The sequence below is a fragment of the Amantichitinum ursilacus genome (assembly GCF_001294205.1).
GTDB lineage: Bacteria > Pseudomonadota > Gammaproteobacteria > Burkholderiales > Chitinibacteraceae > Amantichitinum > Amantichitinum ursilacus.
The window spans coordinates 1-26,031 of sequence record NZ_LAQT01000027.1 but is presented as its reverse complement, the minus strand read 5'-3'; the positions used below and the strand labels follow the sequence as shown (position 1 = coordinate 26,031).

21 protein-coding genes are annotated in these 26,031 nt (G+C 61.4%); 14 read left to right on the top strand and 7 right to left on the bottom strand.

Annotation, left to right across the window (positions count from 1 at the left end):
* Positions 1-39 precede the first annotated feature (39 nt).
* Together WG78_RS16250 and WG78_RS16245 are read right to left on the bottom strand one after the other, a co-directional pair.
* Positions 40-792 (bottom strand): PEP-CTERM sorting domain-containing protein, encoded by a 753-nt coding sequence (locus WG78_RS16250; protein WP_053938892.1) that lies wholly within the window; start codon positions 790-792, stop codon positions 40-42.
* 124 nt (positions 793-916) lie between these two features.
* Positions 917-1,858: a hypothetical protein gene (locus WG78_RS16245; protein WP_201782468.1), complete on the bottom strand. Its 942-nt coding sequence runs from the start codon at positions 1,856-1,858 to the stop codon at positions 917-919.
* A gap of 193 nt (positions 1,859-2,051) precedes the next feature.
* Between WG78_RS16245 and WG78_RS16240 the strand changes: the two genes are divergently transcribed.
* From WG78_RS16240 to WG78_RS22955, 4 genes are read left to right on the top strand one after another with little or no spacing between them, the layout of a single operon-like run.
* Positions 2,052-3,020, top strand: a complete 969-nt coding sequence (locus tag WG78_RS16240; protein WP_053938890.1) for a SphA family protein — start codon at positions 2,052-2,054, stop codon at positions 3,018-3,020.
* Positions 3,020-3,802: a hypothetical protein gene (locus WG78_RS16235; RefSeq protein ID WP_053938889.1), complete on the top strand. Its 783-nt coding sequence runs from the start codon at positions 3,020-3,022 to the stop codon at positions 3,800-3,802. The genes WG78_RS16240 and WG78_RS16235 overlap by 1 nt, the downstream gene beginning before the upstream one ends.
* A 31-nt stretch (positions 3,803-3,833) precedes the next feature.
* Positions 3,834-4,619, top strand: a complete 786-nt coding sequence (locus WG78_RS16230; RefSeq protein WP_053938888.1) for a DUF2092 domain-containing protein — start codon at positions 3,834-3,836, stop codon at positions 4,617-4,619.
* Positions 4,620-4,630: 11 nt separating this feature from the next.
* On the top strand, positions 4,631-5,026 hold the full coding sequence (locus WG78_RS22955; protein WP_201782467.1) for a hypothetical protein: 396 nt from the start codon (positions 4,631-4,633) through the stop codon (positions 5,024-5,026).
* A gap of 81 nt (positions 5,027-5,107) precedes the next feature.
* Here the strand turns inward: WG78_RS22955 and WG78_RS16220 are convergent, their stop codons facing one another.
* Positions 5,108-5,623 (bottom strand): transglycosylase SLT domain-containing protein, encoded by a 516-nt coding sequence (locus tag WG78_RS16220; RefSeq protein WP_083459236.1) that lies wholly within the window; start codon positions 5,621-5,623, stop codon positions 5,108-5,110.
* A 350-nt stretch (positions 5,624-5,973) separates the two neighbouring features.
* On the opposite strand from WG78_RS16220, the gene WG78_RS16215 reads away from it, so the two are divergent.
* Complete coding sequence (locus tag WG78_RS16215) at positions 5,974-6,318, top strand: carboxymuconolactone decarboxylase family protein (protein WP_053938971.1); 345 nt, start codon at positions 5,974-5,976, stop codon at positions 6,316-6,318.
* Between the two features lie 147 nt (positions 6,319-6,465).
* Here WG78_RS16215 and WG78_RS16210 read toward each other — a convergent pair whose 3' ends face one another.
* Positions 6,466-7,494, bottom strand: coding sequence for a LacI family DNA-binding transcriptional regulator (locus tag WG78_RS16210; RefSeq protein ID WP_053938887.1), 1,029 nt, complete (start codon positions 7,492-7,494; stop codon positions 6,466-6,468).
* A 381-nt stretch (positions 7,495-7,875) separates the two neighbouring features.
* Here WG78_RS16210 and WG78_RS16205 point away from each other — a divergent pair, with 381 nt between their 5' ends.
* The 7 genes from WG78_RS16205 to WG78_RS16175 all read left to right on the top strand — a co-directional run bounded on the left by WG78_RS16205 (position 7,876) and on the right by WG78_RS16175 (position 19,319).
* Positions 7,876-10,269: a beta-galactosidase gene (locus tag WG78_RS16205; protein ID WP_053938886.1), complete on the top strand. Its 2,394-nt coding sequence runs from the start codon at positions 7,876-7,878 to the stop codon at positions 10,267-10,269.
* Positions 10,270-10,282: 13 nt separating this feature from the next.
* Positions 10,283-11,407: an ABC transporter ATP-binding protein gene (locus WG78_RS16200; protein WP_053938885.1), complete on the top strand. Its 1,125-nt coding sequence runs from the start codon at positions 10,283-10,285 to the stop codon at positions 11,405-11,407.
* A gap of 72 nt (positions 11,408-11,479) precedes the next feature.
* Positions 11,480-12,682, top strand: a complete 1,203-nt coding sequence (gene malE, locus WG78_RS16195) for a maltose/maltodextrin ABC transporter substrate-binding protein MalE (RefSeq protein WP_053938884.1) — start codon at positions 11,480-11,482, stop codon at positions 12,680-12,682.
* A gap of 235 nt (positions 12,683-12,917) precedes the next feature.
* Positions 12,918-14,447: a maltose ABC transporter permease MalF gene (malF, locus tag WG78_RS16190; protein WP_053938883.1), complete on the top strand. Its 1,530-nt coding sequence runs from the start codon at positions 12,918-12,920 to the stop codon at positions 14,445-14,447.
* Positions 14,448-14,463: 16 nt separating this feature from the next.
* Positions 14,464-15,354, top strand: coding sequence for a maltose ABC transporter permease MalG (gene malG / locus WG78_RS16185; RefSeq protein WP_053938882.1), 891 nt, complete (start codon positions 14,464-14,466; stop codon positions 15,352-15,354).
* A gap of 58 nt (positions 15,355-15,412) precedes the next feature.
* On the top strand, positions 15,413-17,317 hold the full coding sequence (locus WG78_RS16180) for a glycosyl hydrolase 53 family protein (protein WP_053938881.1): 1,905 nt from the start codon (positions 15,413-15,415) through the stop codon (positions 17,315-17,317).
* A 55-nt stretch (positions 17,318-17,372) separates the two neighbouring features.
* Positions 17,373-19,319, top strand: coding sequence for a beta-galactosidase (locus tag WG78_RS16175; protein ID WP_053938880.1), 1,947 nt, complete (start codon positions 17,373-17,375; stop codon positions 19,317-19,319).
* Between the two features lie 195 nt (positions 19,320-19,514).
* On the opposite strand, the gene WG78_RS16170 is transcribed toward WG78_RS16175, so the two are convergent.
* A complete protein-coding gene (locus WG78_RS16170) occupies positions 19,515-20,054 on the bottom strand; it encodes a helix-turn-helix domain-containing protein (protein ID WP_053938879.1) in 540 nt (179 codons plus the stop codon).
* A gap of 71 nt (positions 20,055-20,125) precedes the next feature.
* Here WG78_RS16170 and WG78_RS16165 point away from each other — a divergent pair, with 71 nt between their 5' ends.
* The gene (locus WG78_RS16165; protein WP_053938878.1) at positions 20,126-20,647 is read left to right on the top strand and encodes a GNAT family N-acetyltransferase; all 522 of its coding nucleotides are present in this window, start codon (positions 20,126-20,128) and stop codon (positions 20,645-20,647) included.
* A gap of 24 nt (positions 20,648-20,671) precedes the next feature.
* On the opposite strand, the gene ghoS is transcribed toward WG78_RS16165, so the two are convergent.
* On the bottom strand, positions 20,672-20,965 hold the full coding sequence (ghoS, locus tag WG78_RS16160; protein ID WP_053938877.1) for a type V toxin-antitoxin system endoribonuclease antitoxin GhoS: 294 nt from the start codon (positions 20,963-20,965) through the stop codon (positions 20,672-20,674).
* 82 nt (positions 20,966-21,047) lie between these two features.
* Positions 21,048-22,283, bottom strand: coding sequence for a glycoside hydrolase family protein (locus tag WG78_RS16155; RefSeq protein WP_201782465.1), 1,236 nt, complete (start codon positions 22,281-22,283; stop codon positions 21,048-21,050).
* A gap of 406 nt (positions 22,284-22,689) precedes the next feature.
* Between WG78_RS16155 and WG78_RS16150 the strand changes: the two genes are divergently transcribed.
* On the top strand, positions 22,690-25,515 hold the full coding sequence (locus WG78_RS16150) for a hybrid sensor histidine kinase/response regulator (RefSeq protein WP_053938876.1): 2,826 nt from the start codon (positions 22,690-22,692) through the stop codon (positions 25,513-25,515).
* Positions 25,516-26,031 lie beyond the last annotated feature (516 nt).

Here is a 26,031-nt window from a genome sequence, read left to right as displayed (position 1 = left end):
TCTCTTTACCTTTGACAGGTGGGTCTTGACCCACCCTATTTATGCTGTAGAGGGGCGTCTGGCGTAGCCGCGCCGCGCCAGCAGGCCCACCACACCGCAGCCCAGCAGCGCCCAGGTTTCGGGTTCGGGAATCGGGGTAAGCCGGGATACGGTGGCGTTGATGCCGAACAGGTTGCCATAGGCGTTCACAAATGTGCCGGACGAGCCGCCCTTGTCCCACGCGTAGCTGCTCTGCCAGCTCACGCTGGTGATGGCGCTGGGCGCGTATTGATCCAACGAGCCGGTCGGGTTCTGATAGGCCTGGAAAAAGCGGTAGATCAGCACCGGATTGCCGCCGTCATCAGTGCTGGGCATGTTGATGCTGTCATCAATAAAATCGTAAAAGCTGGATGAGGTGCCGACATAAGCATGCGTCTGATCGGCCACAAAGCTGGGCAGCGGGCTGCCGTCATAGGGCACCATCCCCAGCGGCGCGCCGTAGGTGGCGAAATCAAGGCTGAAGCCGTTTTTGGCAGTGATGGTGAGGTCAACCGACAGCGTCCAGTGGTCACCGGTGGAAAAGTCGGGCAGGGCGACCTGGAAAAACGGCGCAAACTCCCTGGTGATTTCGCGGGTAACGCCATTGACCACAATGTTGCCGGTACCGCCGTGGGCTGCGGTGATCAGCACCGGGGTCGGGCTATCCGGCCCAAGGTTGTAACTGATGGTCATGGCGTCCGAGTCATACAGCACCACGGCCCAAGTCGTCGGAGCGCAAGCCATGGCGGCCAGCATCAGCAATAAAGCGCGCATCGTGTTTCTCCTGCAGCTACAGCGTATGGGACACTCCCTCGGCTTATTCAGGCACATTGCGCCGCGGCGCGCTGCCGCGATCAAACCATGGCGCGACTGGCGGTGGCCCACACCGCGCTGGCCGCTAGAAGCTCACCGCCAGCCCCAGTGACGCGCCGTGCACATTGTTGCCAAACACATAGCGCGCCACCAGCCGCGTGCGCGTGACGATGACGTGGTACTTGCTGGAATCGAATTCGATGCCCGCGCCCAGCGAGGTCAGATCGTTAAACCCGAGCGCGCCGCGTAGCTGGCCCAGATACTCGGTGTGCGCCAGTTCCAGCACATAGCGCACCGGGCGGTCCATCAGTTGCCAGCCGGTGGGGGCGCGATAGCGCGTCCACAGACCAAAGCTTTGCGCGGTGGCCTCGCCATGGAGTTCGCCGCCAAAACTGTGCATCGGGATATTGGCGTAGCGCAGCTCCAGCTCGTATTCGTAGGCGGGGGTGAAATCCTCATAGACCAGCATCATCGAGCCGCCCAGGCCATACACATTCATGGTGCCGCCATCCAGAAAGCTGAAGTCGCGCCCGGTATAGCCTTCGACGGCCCAGTCGGCCACGCGGATATCGCTGGCCACCTTGCCCACCGACGCATTCAGGATGGGCCGTAGCCGTAGTTTGGGTGTGATAAAAAAGTCCCAGCCGATGCCGGCGCTGACGTTCAGCGTGTTCCAGCGCAGCGGCAAAAAGCGGTTTTCGCTGCCGTTGCTGGCCACAAAGGTGGGGTCGTAGCGCGTGTAGCCCAGCATGCCTTCCAGATACACCGGAAAGCTGTCGTACATGGTGGCGCCGCCGCCCAACTGGGTGGACCACAAACCCGGGTTGCCAGACTCTGCGCTGTTGATCGACAACGAACTGGTGGTGACATCCGGCACCACCGAGTACCCCATCATCGCCACCACGCCGTTGGCGCGCCGCTGGATATTGCGGTCAAGCACCTCAAACGGCGCGGCATGGGCGGCGCTGGTTGCCAGCCCGACCATGCCGGCTATTGCAGCGCGTCGAAGCGCAAAGAATCTCGACATGTGGGGCCTCGGACAAGGACGAAAACGCGGGTTGGGCAGCCGCTTTTACAAATGTCTCTTTGCTTTGCCAAGGCTGTACATCTATACCTTCAGCAAATTTGTAAGCAATACGCAGGCTGTGCGTACGTTGTATATCAGCGGCTGCAACCCTGCCATATCAGATTGATCCACCTTTCCCGCCAGGAGTTTTTAAATGTCTGTTTTGCCGAAACTTTCCGCGCTGCGTTGGCTTTTGCTAAGCGGTCTTGCGCTGGCGGCTGGCAATGCGCTGGCCACTGAAGGCGGCGCCGGGCGACCGATTACCGGCCAGATCATCAACCCGATGGCAGGCATTGTGCCGCCCGCGCCCGGCGAAGTTTTTGCCACGGTGTCGAGTATTTATTACGACGGCTCGCTGGGCGGCAGCAAGCAGTTGCCATTGGGTAATACCGTGGTGACCAATGTCGATATGAAAGTGGCGTACAACTACCTGGGCTTGAGCTACATCTGGAAAACCGCGCCCAGCGCCTGGAGCTACGCCTCCGGTATCGTGCTGCCGTTTCAGTACACCGACATTAGCGGCAGCGTGACGGGCTCGGCGGGCTTGCTCAATCGATCAGGCAGCGATTCGTCCACGCAGATGGCCGACATCCTGTTTGTGCCGCTGGCCATCGGTTATCACTTCAGCAAGACCGAACATATGGCGCTCAGCCTGCAGTTTTACGCGCCTACCGGCAGCTATGACGCCAACCGCCTGGCCAATGCGGGGCAGAACACGTGGACGTTTATGCCGAGCCTGGCCTACACCCGAATCCTCCCGGAAAGCGATATCGAACTATCGGGCACGTGGGGCCTGGAGTTCTATTCACCCAACAGCGACACGCATTATCACAACGGCGCGATCACCACGCTGGACCTGACCGCCATCAAGCGCTTTCCCTCGGGTTGGGGTGGCGGCGCGGTGTTTGGCTGGATACAGCAAATCAGCGATGACACGGGCGGCCTGGCTAACGAAATCGGCGGCAATCGCGGCCGTACCCTGGGCCTGGGCCCGATCCTGACCTGGCAAGGCAAAGCGGGCAGCACGCCCGTTTCGGCCAGCCTGCGCTGGGTGAGTGAATTCGACGTGGCCAACCGGCCGCGCGGCAATGGTTTCCAACTGAACGCCACCGGACAATTCTGATGCGTACGCTGATCTGCGCCACCGCCTTGCTAAGCACGCTGACCGCAGCCGCCGTCCGGGCCGATAGCGCCGACGACGCCAACAAAAGTAACAACCCGTTGAACCCCGCGCCGGGGCTTAACTTTCAGGATTACTACGTGCCGACGCTGTTTGGCAGCGACAAATACAGCAACGACTTTTTGCTGCGTGGCACGCTGCCGATTGCACCGGGCGTGCTGCCGATGCCGCAACTGTTGCGTGTTACGGCGCCGATCAGCACGCGGCCCGATCCGGCCGGGGGGTATTCGACCGCGCTGGGCGATATCAACCTGTTTGATATCTTGTTATTTGGCGCTAACGGCATGGAATTCGGGATCGGCCCGCTGCTGAGCATGCCTACCGCCACGCACGATTATCTGGGCACCGGCAAATGGCAGGCTGGCCTGGCCGCCATCGTGGTCAGCCCCACCAAACAGCGCTTGCTGGGCGCACTGGTGCAATGGCAGCACTCGTTTGCCGGTGACGATGACCGTAGCAATACCAACAGCGCCACCTTCCAGCCTTTCCTGATCTACAACCTGCCCGAGGGCTGGTATCTGCGTTCCACCGGTACGTGGACTTTTAACCTGAACAACGGCGAGGGCTATATCCCGGTGGGCTTTGGTGCGGGCAAGGCGTGGAAGAGCGGGCAGACCGTTTACAACATGTATGTCGAACCACAAGCCAGCGTGTGGCACGAGGGCGAAGGCCAGCCGCACTGGACGATTTTCTTCGGGTTGAACCTGACCCTTAACGGGCTGTAACCGTTCCGCGCGCGCACGCGGTAAGGACATCATGAATCCGTATTCAAAGAAATCGAATGCGCCCACCAGGACGGCGCTGGCCTTGGCAGCCCTGCTGGTGACGGCAGGCGCGGCGTGGGCCGACACCCCGGTCAACGTCGACCCGCAAGCCACGCAAGCGCTGGCCGCCATGGGTACTTATCTGCGCACCTTGCAGCAATTTACCGTTAGCGCCGACAGCACCACCGATGTGGTGGACGACGCGGGCCAGACGCTGCAATTTGCCAACCAGACCGAACTGAATGTGCAACGCCCCAACCATCTGCAAGGCTGGGTAAAAGGCGATGAAGGCACGCGCTCGCTGTATTACGACGGTAGTACGTTTACGCTGCATGGCTCGGAAAACAACTTTTACGCCAGCGTGCCGGCACCGGCCACCATTGCCGAACTGGTGGCCGATCTATCCGGCAAATACGGTCTGGAAACGCCATTGGCCGATCTGTTTTATTGGGGGCAGGGCGAACAGCCCGAGCTGACCTCGGCGCAGGTGATTGGCGAAGAACGCCTGGCTGGCCAGATCTGCACGCATTACGCCTTCCGCCAACCCGGCGTGGACTGGCAGGTGTGGATACGCAAAGGCGCGCAGCCGTTGCCGTGCAAGCTCAGCATTATCGACGCCGCCAATGCCGCGCGGCCGCAGCACACGGCCACGCTGAAATGGCAACTGCAGCCACACTTCAGCACTCAGACGTTCCACTTTGTGCCGCCTGCCGGCGCGCGGCGGATCGTATTGCGCCCCCTTGATGCCTCGGCCCCTGCGGCCACCCCGGCGCAATAACGGAGACCGTCATGCAAGCCAAATCGATTGTAATCAGCATGGTGCTCACCGCTTTGATGCTGGCGTATTCGGTGGACGCGCACGCCTGGGTGGCGGGCCGTACCGTAGTGGGGCCCAACGGCGGTGTGGTGCATACCGGCGCGGCGGGCGTCGCGCCCGTGCGGCCCTATCCGCCACCACCGCCACCGCCGGGCTACTACGGCCATCCGGTTGCGACCGCCGCCGCCGTCACTGCCACCGTGGCCGTCACCGCTGCGGTGGTCGGCAGCATCGTGCATTCCATCCCGCCCAGCTGCACGGCGGTGATCGTCAACGGGCTGACTTATCAGCAATGCGGCAGCACGTGGTACCAGCCGCAATATGTGGGCACCACCGTGCAATATGTGGTGATCAACCCGCCGCGTTAATTTGCCGGGCCAGACGCCAGCCAACGGGGCAGCGCCGATCAGGACGCTGCCCCGTGTTTGTTTGCGCGGGCCGCGCCGGGCCTAGCCCGCGTTGTCCGGCAGCAAGCCCTTGCTGAGCTTGTCGCGGATCTTGCTGGCGGTTTCGCCCTTGGTGATCTGGCCGTTCTTATCCAGATCCAGCCCGGCGTTCTGGATATAGCGTTTGGGATGCGCCGCGTCGTTTTTGTCAAACAACACGTAATCCAGCGCTTTGCCGATCGCCGCGGGCCACAGGATGGCCATGTAAACGTCTTCCAGCGACTGCAAGCGGCCTTTGCTGGGCAGAAAATATTTCTCGACGAAATCCAGCTGCTGCACATTGCTCATCGCCGCCAGCTGGTCCGTATTGGTGCCCAGCGCCTGGGCGGTGGAAGGCATGAACTGGATCAGCCCCACCGCGCCGCTGCCTGCGGCATTGCGCACCGAGGCGCTGAAACTCTCGCCCGATTCAAACGCCATGCACGCCATCAAAAAGTTGGGATCGACCCCCAGATTGCCGCCGATCTGCGTGACGCGGTCACTGAATTGCGACGACACTTTTTTGCCCCATGCCAGCATGATTGTTTCTCCGCCCGATCCGCGCAGACACGCGTCTGCGTCAAGGTCCCAGCGTAGGGCATGCACGCGGCGGTAACGGGGCGGATGCGGGGCGCGGTCTGACCAATGGAAGACGGCGGCGGGTTTGGTGGAAAATCATTAAAAACAAACACATATGTTAATTTGCTTATGTTTGTTTCTGGTGCGTGGACGAGTGCACGCGGGCCACGCATGTGCGTTGCGTCTGCGGCTGTGGATGCGGTGGACGCAGCCGGTGAGCGGTCATTCCAAAGCGGTGATGATCAGGCCAGACTAAGCCCGACCCGCGCCACGTGGACGGGTCAGTTCCCCCCACGATGGAGCTCAAAATCATGCTGGCCTGGAATGACTATCGCAAAGCACTGTTCAGACGGATCGGCGAAATGGCCGCGCTCTCACCGGACACCGTCAAGGGCTATCAAACCCTGTCGGGCGCCGGGCAAAAAACCAATCATCTGGATGCCAAAACGCGCGAGCTGATCGCGCTGGCTGTGGCCGTCACCACGCGTTGCGATGGCTGCATTACCGTGCACACGGCCGAGGCGCTCAAGCAGGGCGCGTCGAAGGAAGAAATCTCGGAAGCGCTGGGCGTGGCGGTGGCACTGAACGCGGGCGCCGCGCTGGTGTATTCGGCGCGTGTTCTGGACGCGGTGGAGGCGGTTCAACTTGGCTCGTGATGCCATGGCGTAAAAACCACCACGCTGTCGCATAGGGTGGGTCTGGACCCACCCTTCAAAGCCATCTCGACCGGCTGCGATCTTGGCATGCCGCTTTGAATGGTGGGTCAGACGGGGACGCCGAGTCCCACCCTATACATCATTTTTTCAAGGGGTTTGTGGGGCTGGGCCGGTGGAGTCGCGGGCGACGAGGCGGGGTTTGGAGGTGGCCAGCATCGGTCGGGCGCCGTCGCCCGGCGCGCCTTTGATCAGACTCAGCAACAAATTCACCGCCATCTCGGCTGCTTCTTGCGTGGGCACCGCCACGGTGCTCAGGCTGGGGCGGATCTGATGCGCCAGATTGATGTCGGTAATGCCGATGACCGATACGTCGCTGGGCACGCGCAAGCCCATATCGGCCGCAGTCTGCAGCACGCCGATCGCGGGCAGATCATTCGACACAAAAATCGCCGTCGGCCGTTGCGCCGCCGACAACAGCGTGCGCGCCGCATCATGCCCCGCTTCGATCGTATCGTGGCCAAACACCGTGTGCTGCGCCAGGTCGGTCACGCCCGCGCGCGCCACCGCATCGGCAAAGCCGCGATAGCGCCAGATATGGTTGCCGTTGCGTTCACTGCCCACCACCGCGCCAATCTGGCGATGGCCCAGTGCCAGTAGATGCTCGGCCGCGATCTCGCCCGCGCGGTAGAAATCCACGGCAATCGAGGGCAGGGCCGGCGGCTGTTCCGGCCGTTCCCACATGCACAGCACCACCGGCGTGCCGCGTTTTTCGGCGGCCAGCAGTACTTGTTGTTCGACAAAATCCGCGTTCATCACCAGCACGCCATGCGCCAGCGAGCCACCCACCTGGTCCAGATAGGCTTTTTCCAGTTCCGGATCGTCGTTGGTGTTGCAGACGATCAAAAAATAGCCCTGCTTGCGCGCGGCTTGTTCGGCCGCCAAGGCAAATTCGGGATAGAACGGGTTGGCGATGCTTGATACCACCAGGGCCAGCGTCAGCGGGCGGCCTTCCACCAACGCGCGCGCGTTGAGATTGGGTCGATAGCCGAGTTCTTCGGCCAGCGCCATCACCCGTTGTTTGGTGTCTTCGCCCACCTTGCCGCGACCGCGCAACACATTGGAAACGGTTGCGGTAGTCACGCCAGCAAGCTGGGCGATCTGAGCCAGAGTGGCCATGAAGTCCTGCGCGGATTAAACGATTAATCGATCAGACCAGATTACGAAACGCGCGTCAATATTGCACACGTGTTGAGACAAGCATGGCAAAACATGCACAACGGTATGCTTGTTGCCGTTCGTCGTCATGTTGCTGTGCACAAAATGGGTGCTGAAACCCGCGCCGATTCTCAAAATAGCGCAAATATACGGGTTAACCCTTATTGCTGGCTTGCGCCTAACACTACAAATTGCGGTCAGGTAAAACGTTTAACTACGCAAATTTGCCGACGGCTTAGACCGCCGTAATACGCTGTAAGCCGCGCTAATACTTGGTTTTGATACAAACCGACATGCAAACGGCCTGAAACAATCAAATTCTTACTACGGAGTTGTCACCCTGTGACTGCAGTCACCCCGCTCATCCTGCACCCAAGCACGCCCGATCTGCCCGAAGCCGGTTTTTTGCACCAGGCCTGGCAGCACGGCCCGCGTGGCGAAATCGGCATCAACAGCCGCTACCTGACGCGGGATGGCCAGCCGTGGCTGCCGGTGATGGGCGAATTCCATTACTCGCGTTTTCCAGCCAGCGAATGGCTGACCGAGCTGCGCAAGATGAAGGCGGGCGGCATTGATATCGTCGCCAGCTACGTGTTCTGGAATCACCACGAAGATGTGCAAGGCGTGTTTGACTGGCACGGCAACAAGGATTTGCGCGCCTTTGTGCAAGCCGCCGCGCAAGCCGACTTGCTGTTCTGTTTGCGCGTCGGCCCGTGGGTGCATGGCGAAGCGCGCTACGGCGGCTTTCCCGACTGGTTGATCGAAACCGTGCCCGCCAGCGATCTGCGCTGCAACGCGCCCGGTTATATGCAGCATGTGGACCGGCTGTATCACGCCATTGGCGAGCAAGTTGAAGGTTTGATGTGGCATCAGGGCGGTCCGATTGTGGCCGTGCAGCTGGAAAACGAATACGACCGCGTCGGCCCGGATTGCGGCAAAGACCATATCGCGCGGCTAAAAACGCTGGCGCTGCAGTCGGGCCTGGAAGTGCCGCTGTACACGGTGACCGGCTGGCCCACGCTGGATATTCCGGCGCAAGAGGTGGTGCCGGTGTCGGGCGCGTATGCCGACGGGTTCTGGCAAGGCAGCGCCACCGCATTGCCGCCGTCCGGCGTGTTTGTGTTTGATACCAACCGCACCATCGGCGAAATGGGCAACGTGGGCGGCACGCCTGCATCCGGCCATATCGATCCGCATCATTACCCGTTTTTTCTGGCCGAGGCGGGCGGTGGCATGCACCAGAGCTACCATCGCCGCCCGGTGATCAGCACCGACGATGTCTACGCAACGGCGCTGACGCAGATCGGTTCGGGCGCCAATCTGTATGGCTATTACATGTATCACGGCGGCACCAACCCGCAAGGCAGCCGGGGTTATCTAAACGAGACCCAGGCCACCGGCTATCCCAACGATGTGCCACTGCTGGGTTACGACTTTCATGCGCCGCTGGGCCAGTACGGCCAGATGCGTCCGTCGTGGGGCCGCTTGGCCACGCTGCATCATTTTGTGGCCGCCTATGGCGCGACGCTGGCCACGCTGCCGGCCACCATGCCCGCCGATGCCACGCCCGACGCGGCCGACCGCGAACATCTGCGCGTCAGCTTGCGCGCCGATCAACACGGCGGCTTTGTGTTTATCAATAACCACGTGCGCCACCATCCGCTGCCCGCAATGACGGCCAATCTGCGCATCGAGCTGGCCGATGGCGCCGTGCAATTGCCGGTCACGCCCATCGCTAGCGGCCAGGCGTTGATCTGGCCAGTGGGGCAACGGCTGGGCAGCGCCGTATTGCGCTACGCCACCGCGCAACCGCTGACCCGCCTGCCCGATGAAACTGTGCCGGTGTATGTCTATACCGCGCTCGATGGCATCGCCCCCGAATTCAGTTTTGCCGCCAGCAGCGTGCAACGCATCGACGCGCCCGCCGCCTGGACCACGCATGACGGCAGCGTGCTGACGGTGCGCCCGGCGGTCACCCATACGCCGGTGGAACTGGTGGTGGTGGATCACCAGGGCCAGCCGCAACGTCTGATCATCCTCAATCAGCAACAGGCCGATGGCTGCACGCCGCAGTGGCTGCGCGGCCGCCAACGCCTCGTGCTGAGCGAGCAGGGCAGTTGGTTGGCAGGCGATGTGGTGCATGTCGCCGCCACCGGCGCAGCCAGCGCGCAAATCGCGGTGTTTCCGGCCGATGGCCTGACCACGGCCGCCCCCGGCTTTGCCACATTTTCCAGCGAGCATGCAGCAGTGGCAGCGCAACCGGTCAGCGTGACGCCGCTACGCGAGGCCAGCCCGCAACCGTTGCGCTTTGGTCCGCATATCAGTTGGCGGCCTGCCGCCGTGCCCACCGCGCCGGATGACGCCATTTTTGCGGCGCATGCCGCGGCGTGGCGGTTGCGCATTGCCGACACCGCGCAGGTGGCAAGCGGGCGGCAATGGTTGCTGAACATCGATTACGTGGGCGATGCCGCGCGCTTGTATGTCGATGAGGTGCTGGTGGATGACCAGTTCTTTGACGGCACGCCGTGGCAAATCGGGCTCGATCGCTTTGTGGTGGACGGCCAATGGCCCGAACTGCGCCTGGAAATCCTGCCCGCGCACCCGCAGGCCAATATCTTTTACGAAGATGCCGCGCGCGCTGCGCTGGCGGCATCCCATAACACGGTGCAAATCCGTGCGATCCAACTCGTGCCGGTGCAAACACTGGCTTTTGATTTCGGCCGGGCTAAGGCCTGAACAAGGAGGCCGTGTGGCCAGCGTTTCCCTGATCAATGTGTGCAAGTCGTTCGATAACGTCAGCAACACCGTCAACAATGTTTCGCTGGAAATCGCCGATGGCGAGTTCTGCGTGTTTGTCGGCCCCAGCGGCTGCGGCAAATCCACCCTGCTGCGCATGATTGCCGGCCTGGAAACCATTACCACCGGTGAACTGCGCATCGGCGGCAAGCGCGTGAATGACCTCGCACCGTCCGAGCGCGATGTGGCGATGGTGTTCCAGAACTACGCCTTGTATCCGCATTTAAGCGTGGCCAAAAACATGGGTTTTGGCCTGCGCCTGGCCGGTGTGGCCAAAGAAGAAATCAGCAAACGCGTGAACGGCATTGCCGGCATGTTGCAGATTGAGCGCCTGCTGGAACGCAAGCCCAAAGCGCTATCGGGCGGGCAGCGCCAACGCGTGGCGATTGGCCGCGCGCTGGTGCGTGAGCCCGAAGTGTTTTTGTTTGATGAGCCGCTCTCCAACCTCGATGCCGCGCTGCGTACGCAAACGCGGGTGGAGATCGCCAAACTGCACCGCGAATACGCGCGCGCCAGCACCATTTATGTGACGCACGATCAGGTCGAGGCGATGACGCTGGCCGACAAGATTGTGCTGCTGCACTCGGGCGCAGAAGTGGAAACTTTTGGCAGCGTGGCGCAGATCGGCGCGCCCATCGAGCTGTACGAGCGCCCCAACAGCCTGTTTGTGGCCGGCTTCCTCGGTTCGCCCAAGATGAATTTTCTGGCGGCCACGGTAACAGCGATTGCGCCGGACCATGTGGATGTGCGCACCACCGATGGCCATGCGCTGACTGCGCTGGTGGCGCCGGATGCGCTGAAGGTGGGCGATCGCGTGCAGTTTGGCATCCGCCCCGAACATATCGAGGCCGGCACCGCAGGTGCGGCGCATGTCTTTACGCGTGAAGTGCAATGGGTAGAGCGGCTGGGTGAAAGCACCTATGCCTATCTGCGCGGCGACACGCACGCACCACTGATCGCCAGGCTGTCTGCCAGCAGCCAGGTGCAGACGGGTGAACAGCTGGCGCTGTATGCGCCACCCGCCAAAGCGCATTTGTTTGATAGCAATGGGCGCGCCTTGGAAAGGCTGGCAGTTTGACGGCATCGCGGACGGTTTGACGGCAAACCGGGCCGGGATAAATTTTGCTGATGTGACGGAGGTCGATAACAAATGAACCACAAGACTCTGACAAGCCGGATGACGCGCCTGGGCGTGTTGCTGGCCGCGGGCATGTTCAGCCTGCAAGCGCATGCTGCCGAAGCAGGCAAATTGCTGATCTGGATTAACGGCGACAAGGGCTATGACGGCATCGCCAAAATCGCCGAGAAGTTCACCAAAGAAACGGGTGTTGAGGTCAAAGTGGAACACCCGGAAGACGCGATTTCGAAATTCGAACAATCGTCCGCGGCCGGCAAAGGCCCGGACATCTGGATCTGGCCGCATGACCCGGCTGGCAACTGGATTGCAGGCGGCCTGATTGCACCGGTGCAACCGTCGAAGAAAATCGTCGACAGCATCGATCCGCTGGCGTGGAAAGCCTGGACCATCGGCGGCAAGACCTGGGGCTACCCGCTGTCGATCGAAGCGGTCGCGCTGCTGTACAACAAAGACATGGTGCCCACGCCGCCCAAGAGCTTTGACGAAGTGCTGACGCTGGACAAGAAGTTCTCGGCCCAGGGCAAGCACGCCATCATGTGGAATTTTACCGAGGTGTATTACTCGTGGGCGTTGCTGGGCGCGAATGGCGGTTATGCGTTCAAGCGCAAGCCGGATGGTTCGTATGATTCGTCCGATGTCGGCGTTAACACCAAAGGCGCGGTGCAGGGCGTGGAGATGATCCAGAAGCTGATCGCCGCCGGTGCAATGCCGCGCACCGCGACTTACGCCGAGGCGGAGGCCGCGATGAACGAAGGCCGCACCGCGATGATGATCAACGGCCCGTGGGCGTGGAACAACCTGAAGAAGAGCAAGATCAACTTCGGCGTGGCGCAGATCCCGGGCGTGGGTGGCAAACCGGGCGCGCCGTTTGTGGGCGTGCTGGGCGCGATGGTGGCGACCGCCAGCCCGAACAAGGAAATCGCAACCGAATTCCTTGAAAACTATCTGCTGTCGATGGAAGGCCTGAAAGACATGAACGCCGCCGTGCCGCTGGGTGTACCGGCCAACAAGGCGTTTTATAACGAGCTGAAAAACGACCCGCTGATTGCCGGCACCATGGCCGCGGCGCGCGCCGGTACGCCAATGCCGAGCGCCCCGGAAATGCCACGCTTCTGGACCGCGATGAAAGCCGCGATCGAAAACGTGACGCAAGGTCGCCAGACCGCGCCGGTGGCGCTGGACCAGGCCGCCAAACGCATCAAGGGCGGTAGCTGATCGCCGCCCGCTCATAGGGTGGGTCATGACCCACCACCCAAAGCCGTCGATGCGTGCGTCAACGGATGTGGTTAACACTTGGGTGGTGGATTAAGACGAACGCCAAAACCCATCCACCAAAGCCGGTTCACGCGGCAATGTTTGTGGTCCGCCACTTTGGTGGGTGGGTCATGACCCACCCTATGCATTTGTTTTGCCGAACACCTGCCTGTCTCCGCGGACTTTTGAGGTTTTAATGAAACGTCGTTCTCTTCTTCACTACGCCATTGCGGCGGTGGGTGTTCTGGCCTTGCTGGCCGGGCTGGCGTTGGTGCCGGTGTTCTACAAGGCGCATCAGCCGGTGTTTGCTGGCGGCATGATCGTTGTGCTGGGCATTGCGGTCTGGATCTACACCTCGGCGCGCGCATATGCCTACCGCTATGTGGTGCCCGGCGTGCTGGCCGTGATTGTGTTTATCGTGTTTCCGATGGCCTATACGCTGGGCATCAGCTTTACCAATTACAGCTCGCAGCATTTGCTGTCGCGTGAACGCGCCACCGATGTGCTGCTGCAAAAGAAGATTGCCGGCGACGCCAGCATGAACCTCAAGCTGTTTCGCGTTGGCGACAAATATCAGCTGTTTTTCAGTAGCGATGATGAAGGCGCGCCGTCGTATACGTCCGAGCCGTTTGCCTTCCCCAGCGGCCACGACGAGCAACACGTCAAACTGCAAACCACCACCGCCGAGGGCGTGACGGGTGGGCAGATCGTGCTGCTGAAAGACATGTTCAAGCTGCAACCCAGCCTGAAGCAGATTGCCGCGGTATTGCCGGATGGCACCGAATTGCGCCAGAGCAGTCTGCGGCGTTTTGCCCAAAGCAAACCCGCTTTCAAACTGCAAAAAGATGGCTCGCTGGTGGGCACTGATGATGGCCATGTGCTCAAGCCCAATGTGCATACCGGCTTCTTTGAAGACGCCGCCGGCAAGCCGATCGAGCCAGGTTTCCGTACCACCGTGGGTTGGCAGAACTACTGGCGCGTGTTTACCGATCCAACCTTCCACCAGCCGTTCTTGCGCATCTTTACCTGGACGGTGGCGTTTGCCTCGCTCAACACGCTGGCCACGTTTGCCATCGGGATCGTGCTGGCGGTGTTGCTGAACTGGGAAGCGCTGGAATTCCGCGGCGCCTATCGCATGATGTTGTTCTTGCCGTACGCGGTGCCGGCGTTTATTTCGATTCCGGTGTTCAAAGGTTTGTTTAACGAAAACCTGGGCGAGATCAACGCGGCCATCAATCTGATCTTTGGCTCGCGGCCGGCGTGGTTCAGCGACCCCAATCTAGCGCGTAGCATGGTGTTGCTGGTGAATACCTGGCTGGGTTATCCGTACATGATGATTCTGTGCATGGGCCTGATCAAAGCCATCCCGGATGAGCTGTACGAAGCCTCGGCACTGGCGGGCGCGGGCCCGATCACCAACTTTTTCAGCATTACCTTGCCGCTGATCTTGCGCCCCATCGCACCGCTGCTGATTGCCTCGTTTGCCTTTAACTTCAACAACCTGACGCTGATTGCGTTGTTGACCAGCGGCGGCCCGGACTTCCTCGATACGCAAGTGCCGGCAGGCGCCACCGATTTGCTGGTGTCGTACACCTATCGCATCGCGTTCCAGGATTCGGGGCAAAACTACGCGCTGGCCTCGGCCATCTCGTCGATCGTGTTCCTGATTGTGGCGACGCTGGCGGTGGTCAATCTGCGTCTGTTCAAGGTTAATCGCGCGTCATGATGCGCCAGGAGAAATCATGCCTGTAGTTCTTAAAAAATCGAGCCGCTGGCGGGTGCTGGCGGCGCATATCGGGCTGATCATTTTTATCGGTCTGACCCTGTTTCCGTTTTTGATGATCATCTCGATCTCGTTGCGGCCGGGTAACTTTGCCGGCGGCTCGCTGATTCCGCATTCGTTCAGCCTGGAACACTGGAAGCTGGCGTTGGGCATGTCGTACGCCGACACCGACGGCAATATGGTGCATCCGCCGTTTCCGGTGCTGCTGTGGATCTGGAACTCGATCAAGGTGTCGTTGATCAGCGCCACGGTGTCGCTGGTGCTGTCGATTACCAGCGCGTATGCCTTCGCCCGCATGCGTTTCCGTGGCAAAGGCACGTTGCTGAATGGCTTGTTGTTGCTGCAGATGTTTCCGTCTGTGCTGGCGCTGGTGGCCATCTATGCGCTGTTTGATCGCATTGGCGATTACGTGCCGTGGCTGGGCGTGGATAGCCACTGGAGTCTGGCGCTGGCCTATACCGGCGGCGTGGCGCAGCACATCTGGCTGATCAAGGGTTACTTTGATTCGGTGCCGTACGAGCTGGAAGAAGCCGCGCGCGTCGATGGCGCGACGCCATTCCAGGCCTTTGTGTATGTGCTGTTGCCGATGGCCTTACCGATTCTGGTGGTGGTGTTTGTGCTGGCCTTCCTCGGCGGCATGATCGAATACCCGGTGGCTTCGGTCTTGCTGCACGACGAACAGAAACTGACGCTGGCCATCGGCTCGCGCTTGTTCCTGTTTAACCAGCGCTATTTGTGGGGCGATTTTGCCGCCACCGCGATTCTGGCCGGGATACCGCTGACGCTGATCTTCATGATCACGCAGCGCTGGCTGGTGTCGGGCCTGACGGCGGGCTCGGTCAAGGGCTAGTTGCCTTCTCTTTCCTGGCGCGAGGTCAGCTGACCGCGCGCCCTTCGAGGAAACCTTCATGCGTACGCTTTTTTTAACGCTGGCCCTGGCCAGTGCGGGGCTGCTCACGCCTGCGTTGGCCGCTCCGGCAACGGCCGATGCCATCAAAGTGCAAACCGTGCCCAATCTACCGGCCGATTTCATCATGGGCGCGGACGTCTCCACGCTGGCTGCGGTCGAGCAAGCGGGTGGCAAGTTCTATAACCTGGCGGGGCAGCCACAAGACGCCATCGCCATCCTCAAAGCCAATGGCGTGAACTGGCTGCGGCTGCGCTTGTGGCACACGCCGGTGAATGCGGCCGATGTGGTGGAGGGTGGCAAAACCATCTCGCACAAAGGCGATCCGGTCGGTGGCGGCAGCAACGATCTAGCTACCACCATCCAGCTGGCCAAACGCGCCAAAGCGGCCGGGCTGAAATATCTGCTGGATATTCATTACAGCGATTTCTGGGCCGACCCACAGACGCAAAACAAACCCGCCGCCTGGCAAGACCTGCACGGCGCGGCGCTGCAAAAAGCGGTGTTTGATTACACCGCTGATGTGCTGAAGCAACTGGATGCCGCAGGCGTCGCGCCGGACATGATCCAGATCGGCAACGAGCTGAATGGCGGCATGTTGTGGCCCGATGGCAAAACCTGGCAATCCGGTCCGAATGAAGTGGTTGGCGGTAACGACGGCTTTGTCGCGCTGCTGCGCCAGGGCATCGCGGCGGTGCGTGCCGACGACGCGCAACACGGCAAACGCCACACCCGCATCGCCATCCATTTGGCCAACGGCAACGACAACGCGCTGTATCGCCGCGTGTTTGATGTGCTGACCGCCGCCAAACTCGATTTCGACATCATCGGCTTGTCGTACTACCCCTATCTGCACGGCGGCGTGGAGGACCTGCGCCGCAATATGGACGACTTGGCCTTCCACTACGCCAAGCCGGTGGCCGTGCTGGAGGTGTCGTATGCGTGGACGCTGAAAAACGGCGACAACTGGCCCGATTTGTTTAACGCCGATTCGCAAAAGGTGATCGGCTATCAGGCCACGGTACAAGGCCAGGCCAGCTTGTTGCGCGACACCATCGACGGCGTGGCGCACGTGCCGGCCAAGCGCGGCCTGGGCCTGTTTTATTGGGAACCGGCTTGGCTGCCCAACGTCGGTTGGCGCACGGGCGAGGGCAATGCCTGGGACAACCAGACGCTGTTCGATTTCGCTGGCCGTGCACTGGCCTCGCAGGCGGTATTCCGCCGTGTGCGCGAGAAGAGCGACTGGGCACCCAAATTGCAGATCGCAGGCCCGATTGCATTGAGCGCTTTTGTCGGCGAAGCGTTTGCGCCGCCCACCACGCTGCGTCTGCCGTTTGATGACGATGCCGAGCGCCCGGTGGTGATCTCGTGGGATGACGTGCCCGCCAGCAAGACGCAACAGCCCGGCCACTTTGTGCTGAAGGGCGACGCCAGCGGCGAGGACATTAGCGCGCAAGTCACGGTGTCGCAGCGCCGCAATCTGTTTGTCGATAGCGGTTTTGAAGGCGGCACGCTGGACGACTGGAAGCTCAGCGGCCCCGCTGGCGTGTTCAGCAACGAACGCAATCCCGGCAATGCGCACGGTGGGCAGCAGTCGCTGCATTACTGGTCGTCCGGCGCGTTTAAAGCGGAAGTGACGCATACCTTCAGCGGCCTGAAGCCCGGTGTGTATCAGTTCAAAGCCTGGTCCGCCGGGGGCGGCGGTGAGAAATCGCTGCGTCTGTTTACGCGTGATTGCGGCGATGACCGCAGCGCCGAGATGAAGAACAACGGCTGGCAGCAATGGCATGCCTTTGCCATCAGCAACATCAAGGTCAGTGGCGAGCATTGCACCGTCGGCATCGCCATCGACGCCACGCCTGGCAATTGGGGCAACGTCGATGACGTCGAATTTTCTGCGCAGTAATGGCTAGCCCGAACCCCACGCATTAACGATTTCAACTTGAGCGAGATTTGCACCCATGTACGCAGGTGTTTGCTACTACCCCGAACAATGGCCCCAATCGCAATGGGCTTCCGACGCACGCCGTATGGCCGAACTGGGCATCAGCCACGTCCGTATCGCCGAATTTGCCTGGGCCAATATGGAACCGCAACAAGGCAAATACGACTGGAAGTGGCTGGATGACGCCATCGCCACGCTGGCCGACGCGGGCCTGAAAATCATCCTGGGCACGCCCACCGCCGCGCCACCGCAATGGCTGTGCGCCGCCATGCCGCAGATCATGCCGATCCGCGCCGATGGCAAACCGTGGCGCTTTGGTTCGCGCCGCCATTACGACATCAGCAGCCCGGATTACCGCCGCGAATGCCGCCGCATCACCAGCGCCATGGCGCAACGCTATGGCCAGCATCCGGCCGTGATTGCGTGGCAAACCGATAACGAACTGGCTTGCCATGACACGGTGCCCAGCTATTCGCCCAGCATGCGCGCTCATTTTCAGGCGTGGCTGGAACAGCGCTACGGCACGGTCGAGGCGTTAAACGAGGCGTGGGGCAATGTGTTCTGGAGCCAGCGCTATCCGGCTTTCCGCGATATTGATTTTCCGATCCAGACGCCGACCGACGCCAACCCGAGCCATCTGCTGGATTTCCGCCGCTATTTGTCGGACGAGGTCATCAGCTTTCATCAGGAACAAGCCGATCTGCTGCGCCAGTACGCACCGGGCCGCGATGTATTCCATAACTTTATGGGGCTGTTTGGCGCGTTTGATCATTACAAATTTGCCGAGCATGGTATCGACCTGGCAGCGTGGGATAGCTACCCGCTGGCGCGCACCGAAGTGACGCCTTTTCCGGAAAGCGACAAGGTCCGCTATGCGCGCACGGGTCATCCCGACGTGTCGGCGTTTAGCCATGATCTGTATCGCGGCGTGGGCAACGGGCGCTTCTGGGTGATGGAACAGCAGGCCGGCCCGGTCAACTGGGCGCCGTTTAACCCGACGCCCGCCGCGGGCATGGTGCGTTTGTGGGCTTGGGAAACGCTGGCGCATGGCGCGGAAGTGATCAGCTGGTTCCGCTGGCGCCAGGCCCCGTTTGCGCAAGAACAACTGCATTCCGGGCTGAATCTGCCGGGCGACGGTTATTCGCCAGGCGGCTTTGAGGCCGTGCAAGTGGGCAAGGAATTGCGCACGTTTGAAAAAGCCAAAGCGGGTGTCGGCCAGGTGGCCATGGTGTTCGATTATGAAACGCTGTGGATGTATGACCTGCAACGCCACGGCGCTTCGTTTGACTACAACATGCTGATGCTGAGTTATTACACCGCGTTGCGGCAGCTGGGTTTTGATATCGACATCCTGCCGCGCGATGCTGATTTCAGCGCCTACGCATTGGTGGTGGTGCCGAGTCTGGCGGTGGTGGATGACGCGCTGGTGGAGCGCGTGCGCACTAGCCGCGCGCGCTGGGTATTTGGTCCGCGCACCGGTTCGCGCAGCGTTAACTTCACCATCCCGCACGAACTGCCGCCGGGCAAATTGCAGGCGCTGCTACCGATTCGCGTGCTGGAAGTGGAATCGCTACGCCCGACGCTGAAACCGGCGCTGACGCTGGCGGGCGAGAGCGGCAGCGTCATCCATTGGCGCGACCATGTGGCCGCAGGCGAGGGCGCGCAGGTGCTGGCCGAATGCGAAGATGGCTGGCCGGTGCTGGTGGCCAAGGACAACGTGACGTATGCCGCCGCGTGGCTGGAACCGGCGTTGCAACTGGCGTGGCTGGAGCAACTGACGCGTGAGGCCGGACTGCAACCGCAACGCTTGCCGGATGGCGTGCGCACCCGGCGTCTGGGCGATGCGACGTTTGTTTTCAACTACAGCGATGCGGCGTATTCCGCGCCGATCCCGACGGGCAAATCCGTGGTCATCGGCGACGCCACCGTGCCCGCCCAAGGCGGTGTGCTGGCATACCGCTAAAGCAGAACGGTGCATAGGGTGGGTCAAGACCCACCATTCAAAGCCAAAGAGAAAAGCGCAACTATATGCGCTCTCATCGCATTGGCATTGGGTGGTGGGTCAAGACCCGCCATTCAAAGCCGAAGAGAAAAATGCATACGGTTGCGCTCGTCTCGTTGGCATTGGGTGGTGGGTCTTGACCCACCCTATGCGCTTTCAAACATTCATCACCAGCAGATAGCGGCAGCCGTCGCGGGCCGCGAACATCACATTGCGGTCCACGCCAAAATCAAGGCAGTCGCCCGCATTCAGCTCGAAGTGCTCATCGCCGTATTCCACCCGCAACGCGCCGCTGACCAGCCACAGATACTGGCGATACGGCGCGGTGTTCCAGCGCGGATAGCTGATCTGCGCGCCGGCCGGTAATTCGACCTCCACCAACTCCACGCCGTCACGCGCCGGGCTAACCTGGCGGCGGATGTAGCCGGTGGCCGGGTCTTGCCATACGTCTTGCCGCGCACGGGCCGTGAGCCGTTGCGGCGGCTCCATCTCATCGCCGATCAGTTGCGACAAGGGCACGCCCAGGCCCGCCGCCAATCGCCCCAGCACCGCAGCGGTGGGGCTGCTTTCGCCGCGTTCCACTTTCGAGATCATGGATTTGCTGACGTCGGCGCGCTCGGCCAGTTCGGCCAGGCTCAGCCCGCGTTGATGGCGCAAATGTAAAACCCGTGCGGCGATGATGGCGTCAATAGACATCCGGTCTACCCAGTGGCAATGTTATCCACTATAGTAGCCACAAATTCCACTGTATGAAACCCGGAGCGAACATGCATTTTGTGGCTTGTACCGAAGAGCGGCACGCCAGCCAGATTCTGGCCATCTTCAACGACGCCATCCTCAATTCCACCGCGCTGTATGAATACAAGCCGCGCACTATGGAAACGATGGCCACGTGGTTTGCCACCAAGCGCAGCAATGGCTATCCGGTGATCGGTCTGGAAAACGACGCGGGCGAACTGGTGGGTTTTGCCAGCTACGGCAGTTTCCGCGCGTTTCCGGCCAACAAATATACGGTCGAACATTCGGTGTATATCCGCCAGGATCAACGCGGCAATGGCTTGGGCAAACAGTTGTTACAGGCGATCGTGGCGGCCGCGCGCGACAACAATATGCATTGCGTGGTGGGCGGCATTGATGTGGCCAACGCCACCAGCATCGCGCTGCATGAAAAGCTGGGGTTTGAACATGCCGGCACCATCAAACATGCGGCATTCAAGTTTGGTCGCTGGCTGGACCTGGGCTTTTATCAACTGCTGCTGGATACGCCGGCCAACCCGGTAGATGGCTGACCGACGCGCCCGTGTGGGCACCGATCAGGCGTTGGGCTTGGGGATGATCTGGTCCAGATAGCCCGACCAGTCGCCGGCCTGCATCACAAACACCCAGTTGGGGCCGAATTCGCTGGCGACATGGCGCGCCACTTCCTTGACGTCGTTGACACTCAGGTCGGAGCGCGTGCAATACATGCCGCTGGGCAAGCGATAAAAATTGCCGTCATTGCCAGCAATGCCACCCATAAAACCGACGGCTTCCATTTTTTGATGCAGGTCGGCAAAGCGGGCGCTGTGGCTCTCATGAAGCTCAACGCGAACAAAGTAATACTGCATAACGCATTCCTTGAAGGGAGAGGGGCGGGAGCAAAACGGCGATTGTACGACGACACGCGCCGCCGCACCCGCCCCAGGCCGCTTACTGATGCGGCTGCGTCACATAGGCGTTGCCCACATCGGTAAGTGCGCCGGTGCCACCCAGCAGCGAATCAAAATGCGGGTCCGGATTGATACGGCCGGTAAACCACGCATAGCGGAACACATCGCTGCGGGTTTCGCAGGTGTTGACCATGTCTTTGAGCTGCGCCTGCTGCTTGGCCGACGTGTCGATCTGCGCGCTGCCATCGCCGTTATGCCAGTTAGCCATCTCGGTAACCCAGAACGGCTTGCCATATTTGGTCAGCCGATCCAGCTGCGCGCCCAGGCCGTAGTCATACCAGTGGAACGCCAGGTAATCGATGCGCGGATCACGCCCGCCATTGGCGTTGCGATAGGCCGTGTAGAACGCGTCCAGCCACACCACCGGATCGTTGTAACCGGCCATCGTGCCCCAGGTAATCGCCGGGCCCACCAGCTTGACGCCTGTTGCCGCGGCAATTGCCTCATAACGCGGCCAGATGGCGGCGGCTTGTGCCGGCGTGTAATTGGCCTGATCGGTGAGGTTGGGTTCGTTCATTACCAACAGATACTTGATCGACGGATTGGCCTTCAGCCAGGTGATTTCATTGGCGTCATTGAAATTGCCGTTCCACAGCATCGGGATGTAATCCATGCCGTAGCGCGACACGTAATCGCTGGGGATGGCGCTGTTGGGACGATCGCCCCAGTTGTACCACCAGCTCACGCCTTTGCTGATCACGCTGATATCGGCGGTATTGGCCAGGTCATACGCCAGGCCGCGCTTGACGCTTTTGCTGGCGGCAGGCGTGGGTGCGGGCGTAGGCGCGGGGGTCGGGGCGGGGGTCGGCGCCGGTGTGGGCGTGGCGCTGCCGGTGTAGACAAACTGCGTCCACGCCGTGTCGGTGGCGCCCGTGGTCTGGCCGATGGTGAAGAAATAGCGGACGGTGGCGCCTGCCGGCACGCCGGTCACGCTGTAGCTGTTGTTGCTGCCGCTTAGCGTCATGCGCACATTCAGCTGGCCGCCGCCGTTAACGGTGTAGTGCAGATCGGCCCATGTCGCGCCATTCACGTAAAACTGCACCACGCCATTGGCTTGCTGGGTGTAGCCGCTGGTAGTGGCGGCGTAGGCGGGTGCGGTGGCCAGCATCGCGGCGCTAACGGCCAGCGGGGTCACGGCGGACACGGGCAGCGCGCCCGCTAGCGACAGCAGCAGCGCAGCACAGCGCCGCAACGGGCGATGAGAGGGTTGGTTCACGGGGTTGTCTCCTCAGACAGGTTTTGAGTTTGCGTCGGCCGTGGCGTCTGCTGCGCCGTATCTGGTCGAGTGAAAGCGCTTTGGCATGACAGCGCGGGTGGCTGCGCGCTTTGCAGCGCACGCACCCACCGCCCCGGCGCGGTGCACGGCAAGTGGGTCGGCTCGATCTGGCCCGTCCCACCTGCTGGCGGCAACTGTCCGTGCTTGAAAGCGGTTTCACACTATGAATCCCTGCGCGTGCGGTCAACGCATTACGGACTGGCGGACGAATGGCGCGTGCTGTAGGCGTTTTCCTACCTCAAAACACGCCCTTGTCAGATAGTGGCTGACACGGCCGCCTGGATAAGATCGCGGCGCGCGATCTTGCGCGCTCCGCAACGGCGGCAAACCTTGGGCTTGATCTGATATGAAGCATGGCGCTCTGGCATTTCTGGAAGGCGGTGGCGAACTGGGCCACATCATCGCCAATTACGACTGGACCACCACGCCGCTGGGCGCAATCGAAGGCTGGCCGCAAAGCCTTAAAACCACCATTGCGCTGATCCTGCGCTCGCCCGTGCCCATCGTTACGCTATGGGGCGAGGTGGGCATTATGATTTACAACGATGCGTACTCGATTTTTGCGGGTGGGCGCCATCCGCAGTTGCTGGGTTCGCGCGTGCGCGAAGGCTGGCCCGAAGTGGCCGACTTTAACGACAACGTGATGAAAGTCGGCCTGGCGGGCGGCACGCTTAAGTACGAAGACCAGGAACTGGCCTTGTTCCGCCGCGGCTCGCTGGAGCCGGCGTGGATGAACCTGGATTACTCGCCCGTGATTGGTGAAGACGGCAGCCCGATCGGCGTGATCGCCATCGTGGTGGAAACCACCGCCAAAGTGCGCGCCGAACGCTGGCTAAGCGGCGAGCGCGACCGTCTGCGCGCCATGTTTGAACAAGCGCCCGGCTTTATGGCGCTGCTGACCGGCCCGGAACACGTGTACGCGCTGGCCAACGAAGCCTATCAAACGCTGGCGGGCCATCGTGAACTGCTGGGCAAGACGGTGGCGCAAGCATTGCCGGAGGCCGACGAGCAAGGCTTTGTGCGCTTGCTGGACAACGTGTTTGCCACCGGCGAGCGCTTTGTCGGCACGTCCAGCCTGTTCGAGATGGGTGGCAGCGACGGCACGCCTGCGCAAAGCCGTTATCTCGATTTTGTGTACCAGCCGCTGACTGATGAAGACGGCCAGGTGATGGGCATCTTTGTGCAGGGTTCGGACGTGACGGATCGCGTGCTGGCCGAGCATTCGTTGCGCGAGTTGAACGCCACGCTGGAGCAACAAGTCAGCCAGCGCACCGCCGAGCGCGACCGCATGTGGCGCTTGTCTACCGACATCATGTTGGTCACCGATAAGGACGCGCGCATTGTGGCCGCCAATCCGGCGTTTACCCGTGTGCTGCAGTGGCAGGAAGACGAGGTCGTTGGTAAGCCCTACCTGGATCTGATCCACCCCGATGATCGCGTCGCCGCCCGCAACGAGATTCTGATGCTGCGCGAAGGCGGGGCCGAATTACGTATCGACAACGCGTGTTTGCGCCGCGATGGCGGCCATACGGTGGTGGCATGGAGCGCCACCTTTGATGGTCAGTTTGTCTACGCCGTGGGCCGTGACGCCACCGCCGAGCGCGAAGCCGCCGCCGCCGTCAAACGCAGCGAACTGGCGCTGCAGCAAGCGCAAAAGATGGAAACCATCGGCAAGTTGACCGGGGGCGTGGCGCATGATTTCAACAATCTGCTGCAAGTGATTTCGGGCAATCTGCAATTGCTCAAGCGCATCGTGGTGGGCAACGAGCGCGCACAACGTCATGTGGAAAACGCACTGAACGGCGTCAACCGCGGCGCCAAGCTGGCCAGCTATTTGCTGGCGTTTGGCCGACGCCAGGCACTGGAACCGCGCGTGGTCAAAATCAGCCGCCATATCGTGGATATGGAAGACATGCTGCACCGCAGTCTGGGCGAAGAAATCGAAATCGAGATGTCGGTGTCGGCCGGTTTATGGAACACCTTTGTCGATACCGCGCAGGTGGAAAACGCGGTGCTCAACCTGTGCATCAACGCCCGCGACGCCATGGAAGGCATCGGCAAGCTCACGCTGGAAGTGGGCAACTCGTTTCTGGACGATGCCTACGCCTGGCAATACCCGGACGTGACGCCGGGGCAGTACGTGATGATTGCGGTCAGCGATACCGGCAGTGGCATGACGCCCGAAGTGATGGCGCAGGCGTTTGAGCCGTTTTTCTCGACCAAACCGGAAGGCAAGGGCACGGGTCTGGGTTTGTCGATGGTGTATGGCTTCGTCAAACAATCGGGCGGGCACGTCAAGATTTATAGCGAGCCGGGCCATGGCACTACGGTCAAGCTGTACTTGCCGCGCTCGCACGAAGCGGAAGACATCGCGCGCATCTCGCCGTCGCAACCGGCCGTGGGCGGCAGCGAGACCATTCTGGTGGCGGAAGATGACGAAGGCGTGCGCGGCACCGTGGTCGAGATGCTGACCGACCTGGGCTATCGCGTACTGAAGGCCAGCGATGCCAGCAGCGCGCTCGCCATTATCGAAAGTGGGGTGGCGATTGATTTGCTGTTTACCGACGTGGTAATGCCTGGCCCGCTGCGCAGCCCCGATCTGGCACGCAAAGCGCGTGACCGCATGCCGGACCTGGCGGTGCTGTTTACCTCGGGCTACACCGAAAACGCCATCGTGCACGGCGGGCGGCTGGATGCGGGTGTGGAGCTGCTGGGCAAGCCGTATACGCAAGAGGCGCTGGCGCGCAAGATCCGCCACGTGTTGTCCAACCGCGCGCAGCAGCGTCAGCCGATGGTGGCGCCGCCCGCGGGCGCGGAACCGATCAGCACGCCCGCTCGCAAACTGACGGTGCTGCTGGTGGAAGACCAGGCGCAAATCCGCCAGAACACCGCCGAGCTGATCGAAGCGCTGGGGCATCAGGTGATCCAGGCCGTCGATGGCGAACAGGCCTTGAAGTTGCTGGATGTGGCGCGGCCCGATGTGCTGATTACGGATCTGGGATTGCCCGGCATGTCGGGCGAAGCGCTGGCCACCGCCGCGCGCGCGCGCCTGCCCGAACTGGCGCTGGTGGTCGCCTCGGGCCGCGATATGGATACGCCGCTGCAAGACGTATCGCTGCTGCGCAAACCCTACGATCTGCCCGCGCTGGAACGTGTCCTCACCGGCCTGTAAAACCGCAGTAGGGTGCGTTACCCCCAAAGGGGGCAACGCACAATGTGGGGCCCACGGCCCCGGCCCCATAGGGGCCATCCGGCGTCCATGGCATAACCGAAATGTGCGTTGCCCCCGTGCGGGGGTAACGCACCCTACGGCTGCGCACTGTTATGCCGGGCGGGGGAAAGCCGGGTCCTCCGGCTTCCTCGCTGCGCATCAAATGGCTGGCTTCAACGGCTACGGTTTAACGATGCGCTTTGCATAGGGTGGGTCTGGACCCACCCATCAAAGTGGCATCGCAAAGCGCGGCTGTCTCACGTTGCGGCTTTGACTGGTGGGTCTCGACCCACCCATCAAAGCGGCATCGCAAAGCGCGGCTGGCTCAAGTTGTGGCTTTGGATGGTGGGTCTTGACCCACCCTATAACGGTCTGCGCACTGTCATGCCGGGCTGGGGAAAGCCGGGTTATCCGCTCTCACCACCGGGATGAAATTGCCGGCGTTAACGGCTACGGTTTAACGATGCGCCTCGCATA